This is a genomic window from Streptococcus anginosus, assembly GCF_900636475.1.
GTDB classification, from domain to species: domain Bacteria; phylum Bacillota; class Bacilli; order Lactobacillales; family Streptococcaceae; genus Streptococcus; species Streptococcus anginosus.
Genome location: NZ_LR134283.1, coordinates 1373836 through 1391164 on the forward strand (window position 1 = coordinate 1373836; position 17329 = coordinate 1391164).

Here is a 17329-nt window from a genome sequence, read left to right on the forward strand (position 1 = left end):
ATTGTATTCGAACTAAAAAGCTAGTGATTTAGATAAATCCGCTTGAAGTCCCTATGACTTCTGCGCTGATTCCCTAAAATCATACGCTTTTCTTCACGTTCTCATTACTTCTTCTCGGATAAGTCCTCGAGCTATTAGTATTAGTCCGCTCCATTGCTCACACAACTTCCACTCCTAACCTATCTACCTGATCTTCTCTCAGGGCTCTTACTAACATAACGTTATGGGAAATCTCATCTTGAGGTGGGTTTCACACTTAGATGCTTTCAGCGTTTATCCCTTCCCTACATAGCTACCCAGCGATGCTCTTGGCAGAACAACTGGTACACCAGCGGTAAGTCCACTCTGGTCCTCTCGTACTAGGAGCAGATCCTCTCAAATTTCCTTCGCCCGCGACGGATAGGGACCGAACTGTCTCACGACGTTCTGAACCCAGCTCGCGTGCCGCTTTAATGGGCGAACAGCCCAACCCTTGGGACCGACTACAGCCCCAGGATGCGACGAGCCGACATCGAGGTGCCAAACCTCCCCGTCGATGTGAACTCTTGGGGGAGATAAGCCTGTTATCCCCAGGGTAGCTTTTATCCGTTGAGCGATGGCCCTTCCATACGGAACCACCGGATCACTAAGCCCGACTTTCGTCCCTGCTCGAGTTGTAGCTCTCGCAGTCAAGCTCCCTTATACCTTTACACTCTGCGATTGATTTCCAACCAATCTGAGGGAACCTTTGGGCGCCTCCGTTACTCTTTAGGAGGCGACCGCCCCAGTCAAACTGCCCGTCAGACACTGTCTCCGATAGGGATCACCTATCCGGGTTAGAGTGGCCATAACACAAGGGTAGTATCCCAACATCGCCTCCATCGAAACTGGCGTCCCGATCTCTTTGGCTCCTACCTATCCTGTACATGTGGCACAGACACTCAATATCAAACTGCAGTAAAGCTCCATGGGGTCTTTCCGTCCTGTCGCGGGTAACCTGCATCTTCACAGGTACTAAAATTTCACCGAGTCTCTCGTTGAGACAGTGCCCAAATCATTACGCCTTTCGTGCGGGTCGGAACTTACCCGACAAGGAATTTCGCTACCTTAGGACCGTTATAGTTACGGCCGCCGTTTACTGGGGCTTCAATTCATACCTTCGCGTTACCGCTAAGCACTCCTCTTAACCTTCCAGCACCGGGCAGGCGTCACCCCCTATACATCATCTTACGATTTAGCAGAGAGCTGTGTTTTTGATAAACAGTTGCTTGGGCCTATTCACTGCGGCTCAGTTACACTGAGCACCCCTTCTCCCGAAGTTACGGGGTCATTTTGCCGAGTTCCTTAACGAGAGTTCTCTCGATCACCTGAGGCTACTCGCCTCGACTACCTGTGTCGGTTTGCGGTACGGGTAGAGTATAAATTAACGCTAGAAGCTTTTCTTGGCAGTGTGACGTCGCTCACTTCGCTACTAAACTTCGCTCCCCATCACAGCTCAATGTTACAGATAGAAGCATTTGACTCCTATCACACCTCACTGCTTAGACGTGCTCTTCCATTCGCACGCTTGAGTTAGCCTACTGCGTCCCTCCTTCACTCTATACTCTAGTACAGGAATCTCTACCTGTTGGCCATCGGATACACCTTTCGGTCTCTCCTTAGGTCCCGACTAACCCAGGGCGGACGAGCCTTCCCCTGGAAACCTTAGTCTTACGGTGGACAGGATTCTCACCTGTCTTGCGCTACTCATACCGGCATTCTCACTTCTATGCGTTCCAGCGCTCCTCACGGTACACCTTCACCACACATAGAACGCTCTCCTACCATCCCCTAAAGGATCCACAGCTTCGGTAAATTGTTTTAGCCCCGGTACATTTTCGGCGCAGGGTCACTCGACTAGTGAGCTATTACGCACTCTTTGAATGAATAGCTGCTTCTAAGCTAACATCCTAGTTGTCTGTGCAACCCCACATCCTTTTCCACTTAACAATTATTTTGGGACCTTAGCTGGTGGTCTGGGCTGTTTCCCTTTCGACTACGGATCTTAGCACTCGCAGTCTGACTGCCGACCATAATTCATTGGCATTCGGAGTTTATCTGAGATTGGTAATCCGGGATGGACCCCTCACCCAAACAGTGCTCTACCTCCAAGAATCTTTCTGTCGACGCTAGCCCTAAAGCTATTTCGGAGAGAACCAGCTATCTCCAAGTTCGTTTGGAATTTCTCCGCTACCCACAAGTCATCCAAGCACTTTTCAACGTGCCCTGGTGCGGTCCTCCAGTGAGTTTTACCTCACCTTCAACCTGCTCATGGGTAGGTCACATGGTTTCGGGTCTACATCATGATACTATGCGCCCTCTTCAGACTCGGTTTCCCTACGGCTCCGTCTCTTCAACTTAACCTCGCATCATAACGTAACTCGCCGGTTCATTCTACAAAAGGCACGCTCTCACCCATTAACGGGCTCGAACTTGTTGTAGGCACACGGTTTCAGGTTCTCTTTCACTCCCCTCCCGGGGTGCTTTTCACCTTTCCCTCACGGTACTGGTTCACTATCGGTCACTAGGGAGTATTTAGGGTTGGGAGATGGTCCTCCCAGCTTCCGACGGGATTCCTCGTGTCCCGCCGTACTCAGGATCCTGCTAGGTATAAAGACTATTTAAAATACGAGGCTCTTACTCTCTCTGGCAACCTTTCCCAAGGTCTTCTTCTATAATCTTTAAGTCCACATCGCAGTCCTACAACCCCGAGAAGTAAACTTCTCGGTTTGCCCTCTTGCCCTTTCGCTCGCCGCTACTCAGGCAATCGCTTTTGCTTTCTCTTCCTGCAGCTACTTAGATGTTTCAGTTCACTGCGTCTTCCTCCTCATATCCTTAACAGATACGGGTAACAGGCATCTACCTGTTGGGTTCCCCCATTCGGACATCCCTGGATCTACGCTTACTTACAGCTCCCCAAGGCATTTCGTCGTTTGTCACGTCCTTCTTCGGCTCCTAGTGCCAAGGCATCCACCGTGCGCCCTTACTAACTTAACCTTATTTTTGACCTCTCAGTCATATACTCATTAATATTCACAGCGTTTTCGGTTTATTTTCTTGTTACTATTTGATATCGTTATTCAATTTTCAATGTGCTAAATTTAGGATAGTAAGAGACGGTTCGCTTGCGAAAACTTCTGTAGAAAAATAGGAAACTGACGCTGTGTTCCATGAACACAAGGAAGTTTATCTTTTTTCCTAAGAAGTTAGTCTCGTATTCAACTTCACTTCTTTATTAAGTTCAGTAGGATTCTATCCTAATGGAGCCTAGCGGGATCGAACCGCTGACCTCCTGCGTGCAAAGCAGGCGCTCTCCCAGCTGAGCTAAGGCCCCACAAGACCTCTCAAAACTAAACATGACGACCAATGGCTTCCGTTTTTTCCTTAGAAAGGAGGTGATCCAGCCGCACCTTCCGATACGGCTACCTTGTTACGACTTCACCCCAATCATCTATCCCACCTTAGGCGGCTGGCTCCTTACGGTTACCTCACCGACTTCGGGTGTTACAAACTCTCGTGGTGTGACGGGCGGTGTGTACAAGGCCCGGGAACGTATTCACCGCGGCGTGCTGATCCGCGATTACTAGCGATTCCGACTTCATGTAGGCGAGTTGCAGCCTACAATCCGAACTGAGACTGGCTTTCAGAGATTAGCTTGCCGTCACCGGCTTGCGACTCGTTGTACCAGCCATTGTAGCACGTGTGTAGCCCAGGTCATAAGGGGCATGATGATTTGACGTCATCCCCACCTTCCTCCGGTTTATTACCGGCAGTCTCGCTAGAGTGCCCAACTTAATGATGGCAACTAACAATAAGGGTTGCGCTCGTTGCGGGACTTAACCCAACATCTCACGACACGAGCTGACGACAACCATGCACCACCTGTCACCGATGTTCCGAAGAAACTTCCTATCTCTAGAAATAGCATCGGGATGTCAAGACCTGGTAAGGTTCTTCGCGTTGCTTCGAATTAAACCACATGCTCCACCGCTTGTGCGGGCCCCCGTCAATTCCTTTGAGTTTCAACCTTGCGGTCGTACTCCCCAGGCGGAGTGCTTAATGCGTTAGCTGCGGCACTGAGTCCCGGAAAGGACCCAACACCTAGCACTCATCGTTTACGGCGTGGACTACCAGGGTATCTAATCCTGTTCGCTCCCCACGCTTTCGAGCCTCAGCGTCAGTTACAGACCAGAGAGCCGCTTTCGCCACCGGTGTTCCTCCATATATCTACGCATTTCACCGCTACACATGGAATTCCACTCTCCCCTTCTGCACTCAAGTTAAACAGTTTCCAAAGCCTACAATGGTTGAGCCACTGCCTTTCACTTCAGACTTTTCTAACCGCCTGCGCTCGCTTTACGCCCAATAAATCCGGACAACGCTCGGGACCTACGTATTACCGCGGCTGCTGGCACGTAGTTAGCCGTCCCTTTCTGGTTAAGTACCGTCACAGTATGAACTTTCCATTCTCACACTCGTTCTTCCTTAACAACAGAGCTTTACGATCCGAAAACCTTCTTCACTCACGCGGCGTTGCTCGGTCAGGGTTCCCCCCATTGCCGAAGATTCCCTACTGCTGCCTCCCGTAGGAGTCTGGGCCGTGTCTCAGTCCCAGTGTGGCCGATCACCCTCTCAGGTCGGCTATGTATCGTCGCCTAGGTAGGCCATTACCCTACCTACTAGCTAATACAACGCAGGTCCATCTACTAGCGATGCAATTGCATCTTTCAAGCATCTAACATGTGTTACATACTGTTATGCGGTATTAGCTATCGTTTCCAATAGTTATCCCCCTCTAATAGGCAGGTTACCTACGCGTTACTCACCCGTTCGCAACTCACAGTCTATGGTGTAGCAAGCTACGGTATAAACTGTGCGTCCTACTTGCATGTATTAGGCACGCCGCCAGCGTTCGTCCTGAGCCAGGATCAAACTCTCATATAAAGTTTGAGCTCTCACTCATTTCTGTCACTGACAGATTTATTGTTTCTTCTTAATGTTTGACGGACTGTCTTTAAACAGTCGCCTGCACATTGGTTCGTCTTGTTCAGTTTTCAAAGGTCTTTGTCGCCACTCAAGCGACAACTATCTTAGTATATCACCTCCTCCTCTTCTTGTCAATACCTTTTTTCATCTTTTTTTATTTTCTTAAACTTTTTCTTTCAATTGAAAGTTCTAAAATGAAGTTAGCCACTTCGAGTGTATGAAAAAACATCTCAAAGAGATATACTTGTAGTTCACCACAAATACAAGGAGATTCTTTAAGATGCCTACTCATTATACCCCAAAAGGCAAGCACTTAACAATAGCTGAGCGCCGTTTAATTGAAAAGTGGAAACATTTATTTGTTAAAGAAGTTCCCATGGCTAAAAAATACGAACATCTAATTTTAGAAATCTCATATGAAATGGATACAATTATTAAAAAAGGAAGCAAGTAACGAGAAATTAACTTATGACTTCTTTACTTTTAGGAAGATGGTGGCTGATATTTTTGAAGTCAGTTGTTGGTTCAGCTAAACAAGTTTACCTTATTGTTACCTTAACTAAAGCAAGAAAAACTATCAATCCAACCTTTTCTTTGGCTTATCAAAATGATAATTTCACCACTTTAATGATTAAATTTAATCGGAAAACACTAAAATTTTACAAAGAGAAACCAATCTACACTCTTGACGAAAATGATTTTTTAGGATAAAATAATAAACGTTGTGGCGGTATAGCCAAGTGGTAAGGCACGGCTCTGCAAAAGCTTGATCGTCGGTTCAAATCCGTCTACCGCCTTCCGTAACCTGATTTAACAGGAATTAACCGAATGAAAAGCCCGTAAAGTCGGGCTTTTTTGATTTTCCGTCAGGTTAAATCAGATCAAATCTGATAAAGTTGGTGGGCAAATAGTGGACAAGTAGTTTTAGAATGAATTTATTATTTTGGATAAAAATAGATAGCATAAAAAAGCACGCTAGGAATCAATTTCTGCATATACTGATTCTAGCTTGCTTTTTGATTATAATTCAGCAATTTGGTTTAGATTCACTTCGGCAACTGTATCATTCCCGAATAGCGAAATAATCATTTTAACTTTGTTGTTGTCAATTTCGGTGATTTTACCTGTATAATCTGCAAAAGCTCCATCAATGATACGCACAGTATCGCCAACTTTCACATGAATATCGAATTCTTGAACGGTTTGTCCCATTGAAATCAAAATTTGGCGGATCTCTTCTTCCAAAAGCGGAGTTGGTTTAGAGCGATTTCCGTGTGAACCGACAAAACCGGTTACGTTTGGTGTGTTCCGTACGACAAACCACGCTTCATCTGTCATCACCATTTCTACCAAGACATAACCCGGAAAACGATTTTTTTCAACTTCTTTCGTTTTTCCATTTTTCTCTACTTGTACCGTTTGTGTTGGGATTTCCACGCGCAAAATGTTTTCCAACATATTGTAGGTTTGCGCACGTTGCAAAAGATTTTCTTTTACTTTATTTTCATAACCCGAGTAGGTTTGCAGAACAAACCAGCCTTTATCAAAACTGTCCATGAGTTCTTCCTTTCCTAAATAAAAAAGCCTGTGGGCTTCGGTTTCTTTCTAGCCCTATTATACCATAAAAATAGCCAATGCAACCTTTTAACTGCTATTTTTTACAATAAAAACCTACTTGACAAATAGCAAGCAGGTTAAAAATTAAAAGATATTTAACAATCGTACTAAACCTCTTGTAACAAAGAGATCGAAAAGATAAATAATAACAACAAAGAAAGCGGTGTATTCCATGACTGAGATAAAATCTATCCAGCTTTGCTTTCTAGTTGGCCAAGTTGTATCTTTTAACACTTGAAATGTATCTCTGATGAATTTCACAACTTTCTCCTATCTAGTTTCTTTATGAATTGTATATTTACTGCAATGTTTACAATATTTATTTACTTCCAGACGTTTTGGTTTTGGCGTACTACTCACTTTGATTGAATAGTTTCTCGATCCACAAACCGTGCACGCCAGACTCGCTTTTTTTAGTGCCATAACGCCTCCATCTTGTTTATTATATCAAGAAAGCCCATTTTTGACAAGTCTATTGGAACCAACTCTTAACCGTGTCCCAAAGATTCTGTGCTTTTTCAGAAATCTTAGCATCGTCAATTGCTTTTTTAGCTTGGTCAACCAAGTTCTTAGCTTTATCCTGCACATCTTTCAAAACATCTGAACGATTGTCACTTTGATTCGTAGTGTTATTTGTACCACTCGTATCAACCGGTGCAATACCATTTTTTGCATAGGCATTTTCATCACCGAACTTCGTACCATTTGTGTACGGTAGGATACTATTTGCCACACTTCGGAAAATAGCTGAAGCTTCATTGGCACTGGTGCCTGTCAGATAATGATTTTCATCTGTCTTTGGAAAACCTAACCACTGACTGATCACCACATCTGGCGTGTAACCAATAACCCATTGGTCTCCTGATAAATCTGGGTTAAAGTCAGTCTCTGTCGTTCCTGTCTTCCCAGCCATGTCATAGCCGTAAGGAGCAGCATAAACACCGGTACCATTGGTAAATGTTCCCAGCATCATACTGGTCATTTTTTCTGTTGTTGAGCGGTTAAGCACTCGCGTTGAAGTTGATTTATGAGTTTTGACTACTTGTCCACTAGCATTTTCGATTTTGGTAATCAAATGAGCATCATTCATAACACCATTATTGGCAAAAGTCGAGTAGGCTTGTGCCATTTGTAGCGGATTGGTTGTTACGCCACTGCCGAGAGCCACCCCAAGAGTCTGATCCACTTTATCCATATTCAAGCCAAATTTTTTACCATATTCAAAAACTTTTTTCAGTCCCAATTCATTAGCAGCAGCAACCGCTGGAATATTTAAGGATTGCGCTAAAGCCTGATACATTGGCACAGTCGAACTGGATTGAATCCCACCATAGTTGTTCACGGTGTAAGTTCCATACGTTGTTGTGCTATTGTCTAACTCTTTATTGATGGACCAGCCTGCATCAACTGCCGGGCTGTAAACTGCTAAGGGCTTAATAGTCGAGCCAGGGCTTCTTGAAGATTGTGTGGCATAGTTAAAACTTCTGAAATTGGCACTGGTACTATTGATTTGCCCAACAAGTGCGCGAACACCTCCCGTTTTAGGATCAAGCGCTACGCTACCCGATTGGGCTCTGGTGCCGTCTGCTGCTTGCGGGAATAAATCTTCGCGATCATAGATGACTTGCATGCTAGCTTGGTAATTTTGGTCTAGCTCTGTGTAAATACGGTAGCCGTTATTGACAATATCAGCTTCTGTTAAGCCATAATCTCGAACTGCTTCATTGATAACCGCATCAAAGTAAGACGGATAACGATAATCTGCTGATTTTCCTGTGTAAGCATCTACCAATTGACTGCCCAAACCATTTGCTGCTGCTTGGTTCGCAGTATTTTGATTGATATAACCTGCTGCTGCCATATTTTGCAGAACGGTATTGCGCCGATTGGTTGCATTTTTGATAGAAGCAAGCGGATTATATAGTTCCGGTCCTTTAAGCATTCCTGCTAAGGTAGCTGCTTGATCTAGTGTCAGTTGGCTAGCAGATACTCCGAAATACTTTTTAGAGGCATCTTCTACGCCCCATACACCATTTCCAAAGTAAGAATTGTTGAGGTACATGGTGAGAATCTGATTCTTACTATATTTCTTGGTTAATTCCAAGGCAAGGAAAAATTCCTTTGCTTTCCGCTCAATAGTCTGATCCTGAGATAGGTAAGCATTTTTGGCTAATTGCTGCGTAATGGTGGATCCACCGCCAGAACGTCCCGCAGTCAAAATCGCCATGATAAAACGACCGTAGTTAATCCCACTATTTTTATAAAAAGAACGGTCTTCTGTCGCAATGACGGCATGTTGTAAGTTCGGGCTAATCTGGGACAATTCTACGTAAGTTCCCTTTTGCCCTGACAAACTTCCAGCTTTTTTGCCGTCCTTATCATAAATAGATGTCGTTGCTTTCAAAGCATTCTGCAAATCATTCACATTAGTGGATTTGGCAACATAAAAGAGATAGCCTCCTGTCACCAAGCCAAAACCAAGTCCCAAAATCAAGACAATCTTCGTCAGGTGATAGCGACGCCAAAATCGACGAAATGGATGTTGAGAAATCGGCTTTTTCCGACTTTTTCCAGAACGGCTCAAATGCGATTCGCTTTCTTCCGCCTCTGTCACCTCTTGATGCTTGCGCTCAGGACTTTCCTTTTTAAAATGATTCACTACTATTTCAAATAATTCACTCAATTTTTTCATATCCCTATTCTATCACCTTCTCCATATCCAGACAAGAAAGGACCTCTTATCAAGCGTTTCGTTTAGAAAACTTTAAGAAATTGTTCAAGAGTTAGCTGACTATTTGCAATCATCTACTATTTTGTTACAATAAAATCATGAATTTTACAATTACGATTCCACAAGGTCTGCCAGAGATGACAGTCAAAGAACTGCTGGAAGAACAGTTTCTGATTCCACGGAAGATTCGCCATTTTTTGCGTATCAAAAAACATGTCTTCGTCAATCAAAAACCGATTAACTGGCAGAGCATTATCCACCCACATGATAAAATTACATTGATTTTTGACGAAGAAGATTATCCACAGAAATCCATTCTCATGGGAAATGCTAGTCTGGTGGAAGAATTATACCAAGATGAACACATCCTCATCGTCAACAAGCCTGAAGGCATGAAAACACATGCCAATGAACCAACGGAGCTGGCGCTTTTAAATCATGTCTCTGCTTATGTTGGAAATACTTGCTATGTCGTTCATCGCTTAGACAAGGAAACAAGCGGAGCCGTTCTTTTTGCGAAAAATCCTTTTATCTTGCCAATCTTAAATCGATTACTAGAAAACAAGAAAATTTCGCGTGAATATTGGGCTTTGGTACAAGGAGCATTTCCTAAAAAACGTCAAATCTATACAGATAAAATCGGTCGTGACCGTCACGATCGGCGAAAACGGCTAGTGGATAACAAAAACGGTCAATACGCTGAAACGCAGGTCACTAAGCTCAGAGAAATTGGAAACAACACCCTTATCAAGTGTCAACTTAAAACTGGGCGAACCCACCAAATTCGTGTACATCTTGCTCATCACGGATATCCTATCGTTGGAGATCCATTGTACAATCCGCAAAAAGCAGAGCGTCTCATGCTCCATGCTCATCGTTTAACTTTCACACACCCTTTCACACTTGAAAAAATTAGTGTTGAAGCCATCTCTCAAAGTTTTGAAAAAGGATTGATTTAAAAAATAATGGGAGTGGGGCAGAACTAAAAATCAAAAATTTTTAGTTCGTAGTCCCACCCCCGTAAGGGTGCTCTTCCGAGCTTGAAAAGCAAACCGCTTCGATACTTGCTTCGCAAGTTTTATCTGCCACCTCAAAGTACTGCTTTGAGCAATCATAGCAGCTTGCTGTGCAAGGCTGATTTCCCGCCTTCAACAATTCAGTGAATTGTTGAAGCTGCGTTATTCGTTTATTACTAATTCTAATAGAAGCTGGGACACTTTTTGCCCAGCCTCATTTTTCTATGCAACAGTAACAACTTTATAAATTGTTTTAGCAAGTGCCGCCTGATAATCTTCTGCACTGTGAGTGTGATCGGTCGTGACAGTAGCAACCTTTGTATCTAAATCAATTTGGACATCCGATACACCTTCTAATTTTAGGAAGTGCTCAGTGACGTGTTTTACGCAATTTTGACAAGATATATTTTCTAAAGTGACGATTTGTTTCATGATGAACTCCTTTTATGATTTTATTTTAAAGCGCCGTAAACGCAACGCATTGGTGACGACAGAAACCGAGCTAAAGCTCATGGCAAGACCGGCTAACATAGGATTGAGCAGCGGACCGCCAAATACATACAAGAGCCCCATTGCAATCGGTATCCCTAAAGTATTGTAGGCAAAAGCCCAGAACAGATTTTCTTTGATATTTTTAATCGTGGCTTGGCTGAGGCGAATGGCTGTCACCACGTCTAAAAGATCGCTATGCATCAAGACAATGTCGGCTGAGTCAATAGCCACATCCGTTCCAGAGCCAATGGCAATCCCGACTTCGGCTTGCACCAGAGCAGGTGCATCATTGATCCCGTCACCCACCATGGCAACCTTTTTCCCTTGCGTTTGCAAATCCTTGACGACATCTGCTTTTCCGTCTGGAAATACTCCTGCAATCACGTGATCAACACCAGCTTCTCTTGCAATGGCTTGAGCTGTTTCCTCACGGTCCCCTGTCAGCATCACCACTTCTAAGCCCATTTTTTGCAATTCAGCAATAGCTTCACGGCTATTTTTTTTGATTTGGTCAGCGACTGCTACCAGCCCCACCAGTTGTCTATCCAAAGCGACAAACATAGCCGTCTTTCCTTGATGAGATAAGGAAATCAAGTCAGAGATATGTTCTCCGAGCTCGACTTGGTATTGTCTCATCAAGCTTTCATTCCCAATCAACACTTCTTGCATTTCTACATGAGCTGCAATCCCTTTACCTGAAATCGCTTGGAAATCCGTTACCGGTGCTAATGGTATAGCTTCCACTTTAGCGACTTCTAAAATAGCAATTGCCAGCGGATGCTCTGAATGTTGCTCACTACTTGCAAGCAAATGCAGCAATTCTTCCCGTGTGACATCACCAAAAGTCAACACATCCGTCAAACTTGGCTTCCCTTCGGTAATCGTACCTGTCTTATCCAGAACGACAACATCTACCAAATGAGTCGCTTCAAGAGCCTGCCCCGACTTAATCAAGACGCCATTTTCAGCGCCCTTCCCCGTGCCGACCATAATAGCCGTCGGAGTAGCTAGCCCAAGCGCGCAGGGACAAGCAATGACCAACACCGCAATAAAGATAGAAAGTGAGAATTGCAAACTCTCTCCCGCCAGAACGTACCACAACAGAGCTGCTAAAACTGCCAAACTCAAGACAATTGGTACAAAATAGAGCGAGATCTTATCTGCCATAGCCGCAATAGGCGCTTTCGAGCCTTGCGCTTCCTCTACCAAATGAACGATCTGAGCTAAAGTTGTGTCCGAACCGACTTTGGTTGCTTCATAGTCAATAGAACCCGTTTGATTCATAGTGGCACTGGTAATCACATCTCCGACGTTTTTTTCGACAGGAACACTTTCACCTGTCATCATAGACTCATCCACATAGGTTTGTCCAGAGATAACCACACCGTCTACTGGCATACGTTCTCCCGGTTTAATCCGCACAATATCTCCAACCTTGATGTCTTCTGTATCAATTGTTACGACTTCGCCATAGCGAATAACGGTCGCTTGGTCGGGTACCAAACTCATCAAACTTTGAATCGCTTGCGAAGTTCGACCCTTGGCATTGGCTTCCAGATATTTCCCCAGTAAAACAAGAGTGATAATCACACCAACTGATTCAAAATACAACTGGTATACAAAAGTATGATGCCCCAGTAAAACTTGAACGACCGAGTACAAACTATACAGAAAAGCTGCACTCGTCCCTACAGCAATCAAACTATCCATATTCGGATGCCGTTTTGCCAAATTCCGAAAACCACGTACATAAAAACCGCGACCAACCCAAATCGCTGGCAAAGTAAGGAAAAATTGCGCCAATACAAAGACAATGGGATGCGTCATGTGATCTAAAAAGGAGGGTAACGGCAAGCTAATCATGCTCCCCATTGAAATATAGAGGAGTGGCACGGTCGCTCCTGTCGCAAACCAAATCTGACTCGCCATTTGGCGTACTTTTTCTTTCTTTTCTGCGACCTGTTTTGCATAATCAGACTGCTTTTGTTCTCCTTTTTCTGCCGCTTGGTAGCCCGCTTCTTTCACAGCCTCTAGGACTTGCTCGCTTGCAAATCCTTCTTTGGGAAAGACTGTCAATTTTTCCGTCGCCAAGTTCACCGTAGCTTCTTCTACCGTTGGAAGTTCCTTGACAGCCATTTCAATCGTCATCGCGCAAGCTGCGCAGGTCATGCCAGATAATTTATACTCTTTTTTGTCTTTTTCCATTTCTTACTCCGCCATTTTCGATTGATTCGTGTCATCTTGACAATGCGCGCCACAAGTACATTGACCTGGTGGACAATTGCACTGAATCGTCTCCGGCGCTTGAACTTGCTTTTCTTTTACAACATCTAGGATTCGAGACAAATCTGTTTGACTGAATTGATTGCTTTCTAGTATTGAAACTACTAAATCACCATGCTTGGTATTGCACATATTGTCAAGCAAGGTACGCCAACTATTTTCCAAGTGCTCATCTTCTAAAATTAACGCATCATAGTAAAATTTCCCCTCAATCTTTTCCATTGAAATAAATTCTTTGGTTTTCAGACGATTAAGTAAGGTTTTAACAGTAGCCGGTTTCCAATCAAAATCAGTTTCTAAACGCTCCACCACCTCAGTACTTCTGCTATGAGGATACGCCCACAAAACGCGCATGACCTGCCATTCTGCCTGACTGATATTTTGTTGTTCCATTTTGTTTCATCTCTTTTCTGATTACAATTGTAATTATCAATTCTTTTATAGTTTACATCTGTAATCAGAGTTTGTCAAGCAAAAAAATCGAGAAGATTGCTCAACTCGATTTTTCTCTTTCTGTATAGAAATTTGTGGTTTTATCAATGCGCAAGCATTTCTTGAGCAATTTCTTGTCCGCTTAATTTAGTTGGGTAGTAAGTTGGCCAATTTTCTAATTCGTTAAAGAGGGCTTCTTGGCTTTCACCGCCGTAGAAGATATGGAAATGCGCTGCTTTCGTTGGGGCGATATTATGGTCGCTAAATTGAACATATTTATACTTACCTGCATCTGGGTCTGTCGCTTCAAACATGAAACGCACGCCTCGGTTCCCTTTAGAGTACGTCAATGTATGCTTACCAACATATTTATAAGTATATTTCTTCTTTTGCCCGTTTACTACAAATTCCATGGTCTTATCTGTGATATTGATATGAGACACATCTGTCTTGTAGCCCTTTTCATAATAGGCTTTGTACTCAGCTGCTGTCATCTTACCAGTTAATTTTGCCTTGTAATCAAAGACTTGGTCTAAAGTCCCATCTTGTAAGTATGGATAAACTGATTGCCATTGACCTGCATAGTCAGACAAAGTACGGTCTTTAACAGCACTATCTTCAAAGTAACCATTTTGTACAGTCTTCGTATTTTCCTCTTTTTCAGCAGAAATCTCAGCGCCTGCTTGATCGGTTGTCTTTTTCAAGGCTTTCAAGTTGGACTTCATGATTGAAATGTAATCTGCCCCGTCTTTGGTTTGTTTTTCTGTTAGACTTTCAAGTGGATTGAGCACATCCAACTTCACACCTGTTTCTTTTGCCAAAGTAGATGCCAAAGCTTGAGAAGCATTTTCTTCAAAGTAAATGTACTTGATATTGTTTTTCTTAATATATTTTGTCAATTCAGCCAAACGCGCTGCTGAAGGCTCACTATCTGGTGAAAGTCCTGAAATAGGAACTTGTTTCAAACCATAATCCAATGCAAGATATCGAAAAGCAGCATGTTGCGTCACAAAACTTTTTTGTTTTGCATTTGCTAAACCAGTTGCATATTCTTTATCCAGAGTTTCTAATTTCTTAATGTAAGCTGCTGCGTTCTTTTGGAAAGTCGCTTTCTTATCGGGATAGCGTTTACTTAAGCTGTCACGAATATTCTCCACCATTTTAATGGCACGTTTTGGTGACAACCACACATGGGGATCGTATTCATGATGGTGTCCTTCGCTCCCATGATCATGGTCTTCTTCCTCTTCTGTACCAGGAAGAAGCAACATTTTTCCACTTGCTTTCACCACATTTACTTTGTCTTTTTTCAAAGTTTTGAGCAATTTTGGTACCCAAGTTTCCATATTTTCATTTTCATATACAAAAGCATCTGCATCTTGAATCGTTGCAACTGCCTTGGCAGAAGGCTCGTATTCGTGCGGTTCTGTTCCTGCACCAATCAAGAGTTTGACATTGGCAGTATCGCCTGCTACTTGCTTGGTAAATTCATAAACTGGGTAAAATGTTGTGACAACATTTAATTTCCCATTTGCACTTTTTTGATTGGAACAAGCCACTAAAAAGATACTCAGTAAACTTGCTACTAATAGACCAATTTTCTTCATTTCTTACTCCTATTTGATAAATTTTTTCAATAAATTTACTAGTAAAAATACGCCGACAAAAATAATGGTAATACTTGCACTGGCTGGCGTTTCTGCATAATACGAAATATACAAACCAGCAATCATACCTAAGAAGCCGATGATATTTGCCAACAAGATAACAGATTTAAAATTCTTACCCAACCGCAAGGCAATACTTGCCGGCAAAACCATAATGGTTGATACCAGCAACGCACCTGCCGCTGGAATCATGAGGGCAATGGCAACACCTGTCACAATGTTAAACAGAATGGACATGGTGCGCACAGGCAGACCGTCCACAAAAGCTGTATCTTCATCAAAGGTCAAAATATACATTGGTCGAATGAAGAGGAAGGTTAATGCCAGCACGATTGCCGCAATGATAAAGAGTGAAATCACCTGCTCCGTACTAATCGTGACAATAGAACCAAACAAATATTGGTCTAAGCTCATGGAACTAGAGCTTTTGCCCCTGCTCATCACAATCAAAGCAATGGCAAGTCCTGTCGACATCAAAATTGCTGTTCCGATTTCCATAAAATCCTTGTAAATTGTCCGCAGGTATTCTAAGAAAACTGCCGCAATCATCACAATAATGACGGTTGAAATCGTAGGTGAAATGCCCAAAACCAAGCCAAAAGCAACCCCCGAAAGCGACACGTGGCTGAGCGTATCACTCATCAAACTCTGACGACGTAAAATCAAGAAAGTTCCTAAAACCGGCGAAAACAGACTCATAGCAATCACTGCTAGAAAAGCCCGCTGCATAAAATCGTAAGCTAATAAATTAAACATGGCTCACCTCCTCCTTGTCACTTTCGTGAACATTGAAGCAGCGCCATGGCGAATCTTGATTTCGCACCAAATGAATATTGCGGTCCGCATATTTTCGGACTTCCTCTGGATCATGTGTAATCATCAGAACAGCCTTGCCATGCCGATGCGCACTGTGGTGCATCAAATCATAAAATTCATCCTTGCTACCAGCATCCATCCCCGTTGTCGGCTCATCCAAGACAAAAACATCCGGATCCGAAGCAAACATGCGTGCAATCACTGCCCGTTGCTTTTGCCCACCCGAAAGCGAGCCAATCCGCTTGTCTCGATGTTCCCACATGCCAACGGCGTCCAGACTGACCTTGATATGTTCTTCATCATGCGCATTCAAACGACGAAACCAGCCTTTACGCGGATACCGACCTGATTTAACAAATTCATAGACGGTGCTTGGAAAACCCGCATTAAAACTAGCGATTTGCTGCGGCAGATAAGCAATCCGCAACTTCTTGCCAGCTGTATTCGTCTTAGAAATCGTCACCTTACCAAATCGAGGCTGCAAAATCCCAAGACTAGCCTTGATCAAGGTCGTTTTTGCTGCTCCATTTTCACCTGTCAAAGTCACAAACTCACCACTATCCACATAATAGTTAATATGCTCCAACACAGGCTCCTTATCATAATAAAAGGACAAATCTTCAACTGTGATATATCTCATTTTCCGATTTCTCCTACTAAGGTTTCCAAGAATTTTTGAATGGTAGCTTTCTCATTAGAAGTGTATTGATTGGCGATTTTTTCGTAAATTTCCAATGTATGCTGATGATGATGATGATGCTCCGCGGCAACTGGCTTCGCTAATTCTGTCAACCGATAAAAAATAACACGCGCATCTTTCTGATTCTTGAAAGGTTCCAGCATTTCTTGTTTGATGAGCGATTTGATAGCCTTTGTTACAGCTGCTTGACTGACGTTTAAGCGCTTCGCCAACTCTGAGTTTGTCAACGACTCCTCAGACAGCAACATCAAGATGTGCTCTTGAGTATTTGTCAAAGGCATTCCACTTGTACAAGAACCAATCAAAATCTCATGCTGATTCTCGGCTTTTAAAATGATTTCATTTAAGAAATGATCCATTTCATGTGCTAATTGACTCATGTTGCTCCTTTTCTGATTAACCAGTTAATTCTTTACTAGTTAAGTATATCATAAAGAAAAAAAGAGTCAAGTGAAAATTTCAGCATAGTTTCCACGAAAAGGATTAAGTATTCTCTAAATTTTTGTATAACTTTTCTAAGTCCATTTTCTCTAGGAAACAGCTCTTCCTTTTTCTTTTCACATTCTATGCT

14 protein-coding genes, 2 tRNA genes and 2 rRNA genes are annotated in these 17329 nt (G+C 43.2%); 4 read left to right on the forward strand and 14 right to left on the reverse strand.

Features of this window, described 5'->3' with window-relative positions; genetic code table 11:
• Positions 1-114 precede the first annotated feature (114 nt).
• From EL079_RS06720 to EL079_RS06730, 3 genes are all read right to left on the reverse strand, one after another.
• Positions 115-3015: ribosomal RNA gene (locus tag EL079_RS06720) — 23S ribosomal RNA — on the reverse strand.
• Positions 3016-3279: 264 nt separating this feature from the next.
• Positions 3280-3352 (reverse strand) — tRNA-Ala (locus tag EL079_RS06725).
• 54 nt (positions 3353-3406) lie between these two features.
• Positions 3407-4962, reverse strand: a 16S ribosomal RNA gene (locus tag EL079_RS06730).
• The 16S and 23S rRNA genes sit together here with 1 tRNA gene alongside, the layout of an rRNA operon.
• Positions 4963-5284: 322 nt before the next feature.
• Between EL079_RS06730 and EL079_RS09695 the strand changes: the two genes are divergently transcribed.
• From EL079_RS09695 to EL079_RS06740, 3 genes are all read left to right on the forward strand, one after another.
• Entirely contained in the window at positions 5285-5458 is a 174-nt protein-coding gene (locus EL079_RS09695; RefSeq protein ID WP_003031978.1) for a hypothetical protein, read from the forward strand.
• Between the two features lie 14 nt (positions 5459-5472).
• Positions 5473-5715, forward strand: a complete 243-nt coding sequence (locus tag EL079_RS06735) for a hypothetical protein (RefSeq protein WP_018543689.1) — start codon at positions 5473-5475, stop codon at positions 5713-5715.
• A gap of 15 nt (positions 5716-5730) precedes the next feature.
• A tRNA-Cys gene (locus tag EL079_RS06740) sits at positions 5731-5801 on the forward strand.
• Positions 5802-6024: 223 nt separating this feature from the next.
• Here EL079_RS06740 and nusG read toward each other — a convergent pair.
• The 4 genes from nusG to pbp2a form a co-directional block, all read right to left on the reverse strand.
• Positions 6025-6561: a transcription termination/antitermination protein NusG gene (gene nusG / locus EL079_RS06745; RefSeq protein ID WP_003032010.1), complete on the reverse strand. Its 537-nt coding sequence runs from the start codon at positions 6559-6561 to the stop codon at positions 6025-6027.
• 144 nt (positions 6562-6705) lie between these two features.
• Positions 6706-6882 carry a preprotein translocase subunit SecE gene (gene secE, locus EL079_RS06750; protein WP_003071100.1) on the reverse strand — a complete coding sequence of 59 codons (177 nt, stop codon included), beginning with the start codon at positions 6880-6882 and terminating at the stop codon, positions 6706-6708.
• A gap of 9 nt (positions 6883-6891) precedes the next feature.
• On the reverse strand, positions 6892-7044 hold the full coding sequence (rpmG, locus tag EL079_RS06755; RefSeq protein ID WP_003027324.1) for a 50S ribosomal protein L33: 153 nt from the start codon (positions 7042-7044) through the stop codon (positions 6892-6894).
• 49 nt (positions 7045-7093) lie between these two features.
• Positions 7094-9313 (reverse strand): penicillin-binding protein PBP2A, encoded by a 2220-nt coding sequence (gene pbp2a / locus EL079_RS06760; RefSeq protein WP_003031985.1) that lies wholly within the window; start codon positions 9311-9313, stop codon positions 7094-7096.
• A 137-nt stretch (positions 9314-9450) separates the two neighbouring features.
• Between pbp2a and EL079_RS06765 the strand changes: the two genes are divergently transcribed.
• On the forward strand, positions 9451-10311 hold the full coding sequence (locus tag EL079_RS06765; RefSeq protein ID WP_003031973.1) for an RluA family pseudouridine synthase: 861 nt from the start codon (positions 9451-9453) through the stop codon (positions 10309-10311).
• A gap of 279 nt (positions 10312-10590) precedes the next feature.
• On the opposite strand, the gene EL079_RS06775 is transcribed toward EL079_RS06765, so the two are convergent.
• From EL079_RS06775 to EL079_RS06805, 7 genes are all read right to left on the reverse strand, one after another.
• Entirely contained in the window at positions 10591-10800 is a 210-nt protein-coding gene (locus EL079_RS06775) for a heavy-metal-associated domain-containing protein (protein ID WP_003032027.1), read from the reverse strand.
• A gap of 12 nt (positions 10801-10812) precedes the next feature.
• Positions 10813-13065: a heavy metal translocating P-type ATPase gene (locus tag EL079_RS06780; protein ID WP_003031971.1), complete on the reverse strand. Its 2253-nt coding sequence runs from the start codon at positions 13063-13065 to the stop codon at positions 10813-10815.
• Positions 13066-13068: 3 nt separating this feature from the next.
• Complete coding sequence (locus tag EL079_RS06785) at positions 13069-13536, reverse strand: CopY/TcrY family copper transport repressor (RefSeq protein WP_003032025.1); 468 nt, start codon at positions 13534-13536, stop codon at positions 13069-13071.
• A gap of 143 nt (positions 13537-13679) precedes the next feature.
• On the reverse strand, positions 13680-15182 hold the full coding sequence (locus tag EL079_RS06790; RefSeq protein ID WP_003032017.1) for a zinc ABC transporter substrate-binding protein AdcA: 1503 nt from the start codon (positions 15180-15182) through the stop codon (positions 13680-13682).
• 9 nt (positions 15183-15191) lie between these two features.
• On the reverse strand, positions 15192-15998 hold the full coding sequence (locus tag EL079_RS06795) for a metal ABC transporter permease (RefSeq protein ID WP_003032021.1): 807 nt from the start codon (positions 15996-15998) through the stop codon (positions 15192-15194).
• The gene (locus EL079_RS06800) at positions 15991-16698 is read right to left on the reverse strand and encodes a metal ABC transporter ATP-binding protein (protein ID WP_003032001.1); all 708 of its coding nucleotides are present in this window, start codon (positions 16696-16698) and stop codon (positions 15991-15993) included. The genes EL079_RS06795 and EL079_RS06800 overlap by 8 nt, the downstream gene beginning before the upstream one ends.
• The gene (locus tag EL079_RS06805) at positions 16695-17138 is read right to left on the reverse strand and encodes a zinc-dependent MarR family transcriptional regulator (RefSeq protein ID WP_003032016.1); all 444 of its coding nucleotides are present in this window, start codon (positions 17136-17138) and stop codon (positions 16695-16697) included. The genes EL079_RS06800 and EL079_RS06805 overlap by 4 nt, the downstream gene beginning before the upstream one ends.
• Positions 17139-17329: the final 191 nt, after the last annotated feature.

Bases quoted from the DNA above. Each gene is read 5' to 3' on its own strand.
- EL079_RS09695 (WP_003031978.1), top strand. From the start codon at position 5,285: ATGCCTACTCATTATACCCCAAAAGGCAAGCACTTAACAATAGCTGAG.
- EL079_RS06735 (WP_018543689.1), top strand. From the start codon at position 5,473: ATGACTTCTTTACTTTTAGGAAGATGGTGGCTGATATTTTTGAAGTCA.
- nusG (WP_003032010.1), bottom strand. From the start codon at position 6,561: ATGGACAGTTTTGATAAAGGCTGGTTTGTTCTGCAAACCTACTCGGGT.
- rpmG (WP_003027324.1), bottom strand. From the start codon at position 7,044: ATGGCACTAAAAAAAGCGAGTCTGGCGTGCACGGTTTGTGGATCGAGA.
- pbp2a (WP_003031985.1), bottom strand. From the start codon at position 9,313: ATGAAAAAATTGAGTGAATTATTTGAAATAGTAGTGAATCATTTTAAA.
- EL079_RS06765 (WP_003031973.1), top strand. From the start codon at position 9,451: ATGAATTTTACAATTACGATTCCACAAGGTCTGCCAGAGATGACAGTC.
- EL079_RS06775 (WP_003032027.1), bottom strand. From the start codon at position 10,800: ATGAAACAAATCGTCACTTTAGAAAATATATCTTGTCAAAATTGCGTA.
- EL079_RS06780 (WP_003031971.1), bottom strand. From the start codon at position 13,065: ATGGAAAAAGACAAAAAAGAGTATAAATTATCTGGCATGACCTGCGCA.
- EL079_RS06785 (WP_003032025.1), bottom strand. From the start codon at position 13,536: ATGGAACAACAAAATATCAGTCAGGCAGAATGGCAGGTCATGCGCGTT.
- EL079_RS06790 (WP_003032017.1), bottom strand. From the start codon at position 15,182: ATGAAGAAAATTGGTCTATTAGTAGCAAGTTTACTGAGTATCTTTTTA.
- EL079_RS06795 (WP_003032021.1), bottom strand. From the start codon at position 15,998: ATGTTTAATTTATTAGCTTACGATTTTATGCAGCGGGCTTTTCTAGCA.
- EL079_RS06800 (WP_003032001.1), bottom strand. From the start codon at position 16,698: ATGAGATATATCACAGTTGAAGATTTGTCCTTTTATTATGATAAGGAG.
- EL079_RS06805 (WP_003032016.1), bottom strand. From the start codon at position 17,138: ATGAGTCAATTAGCACATGAAATGGATCATTTCTTAAATGAAATCATT.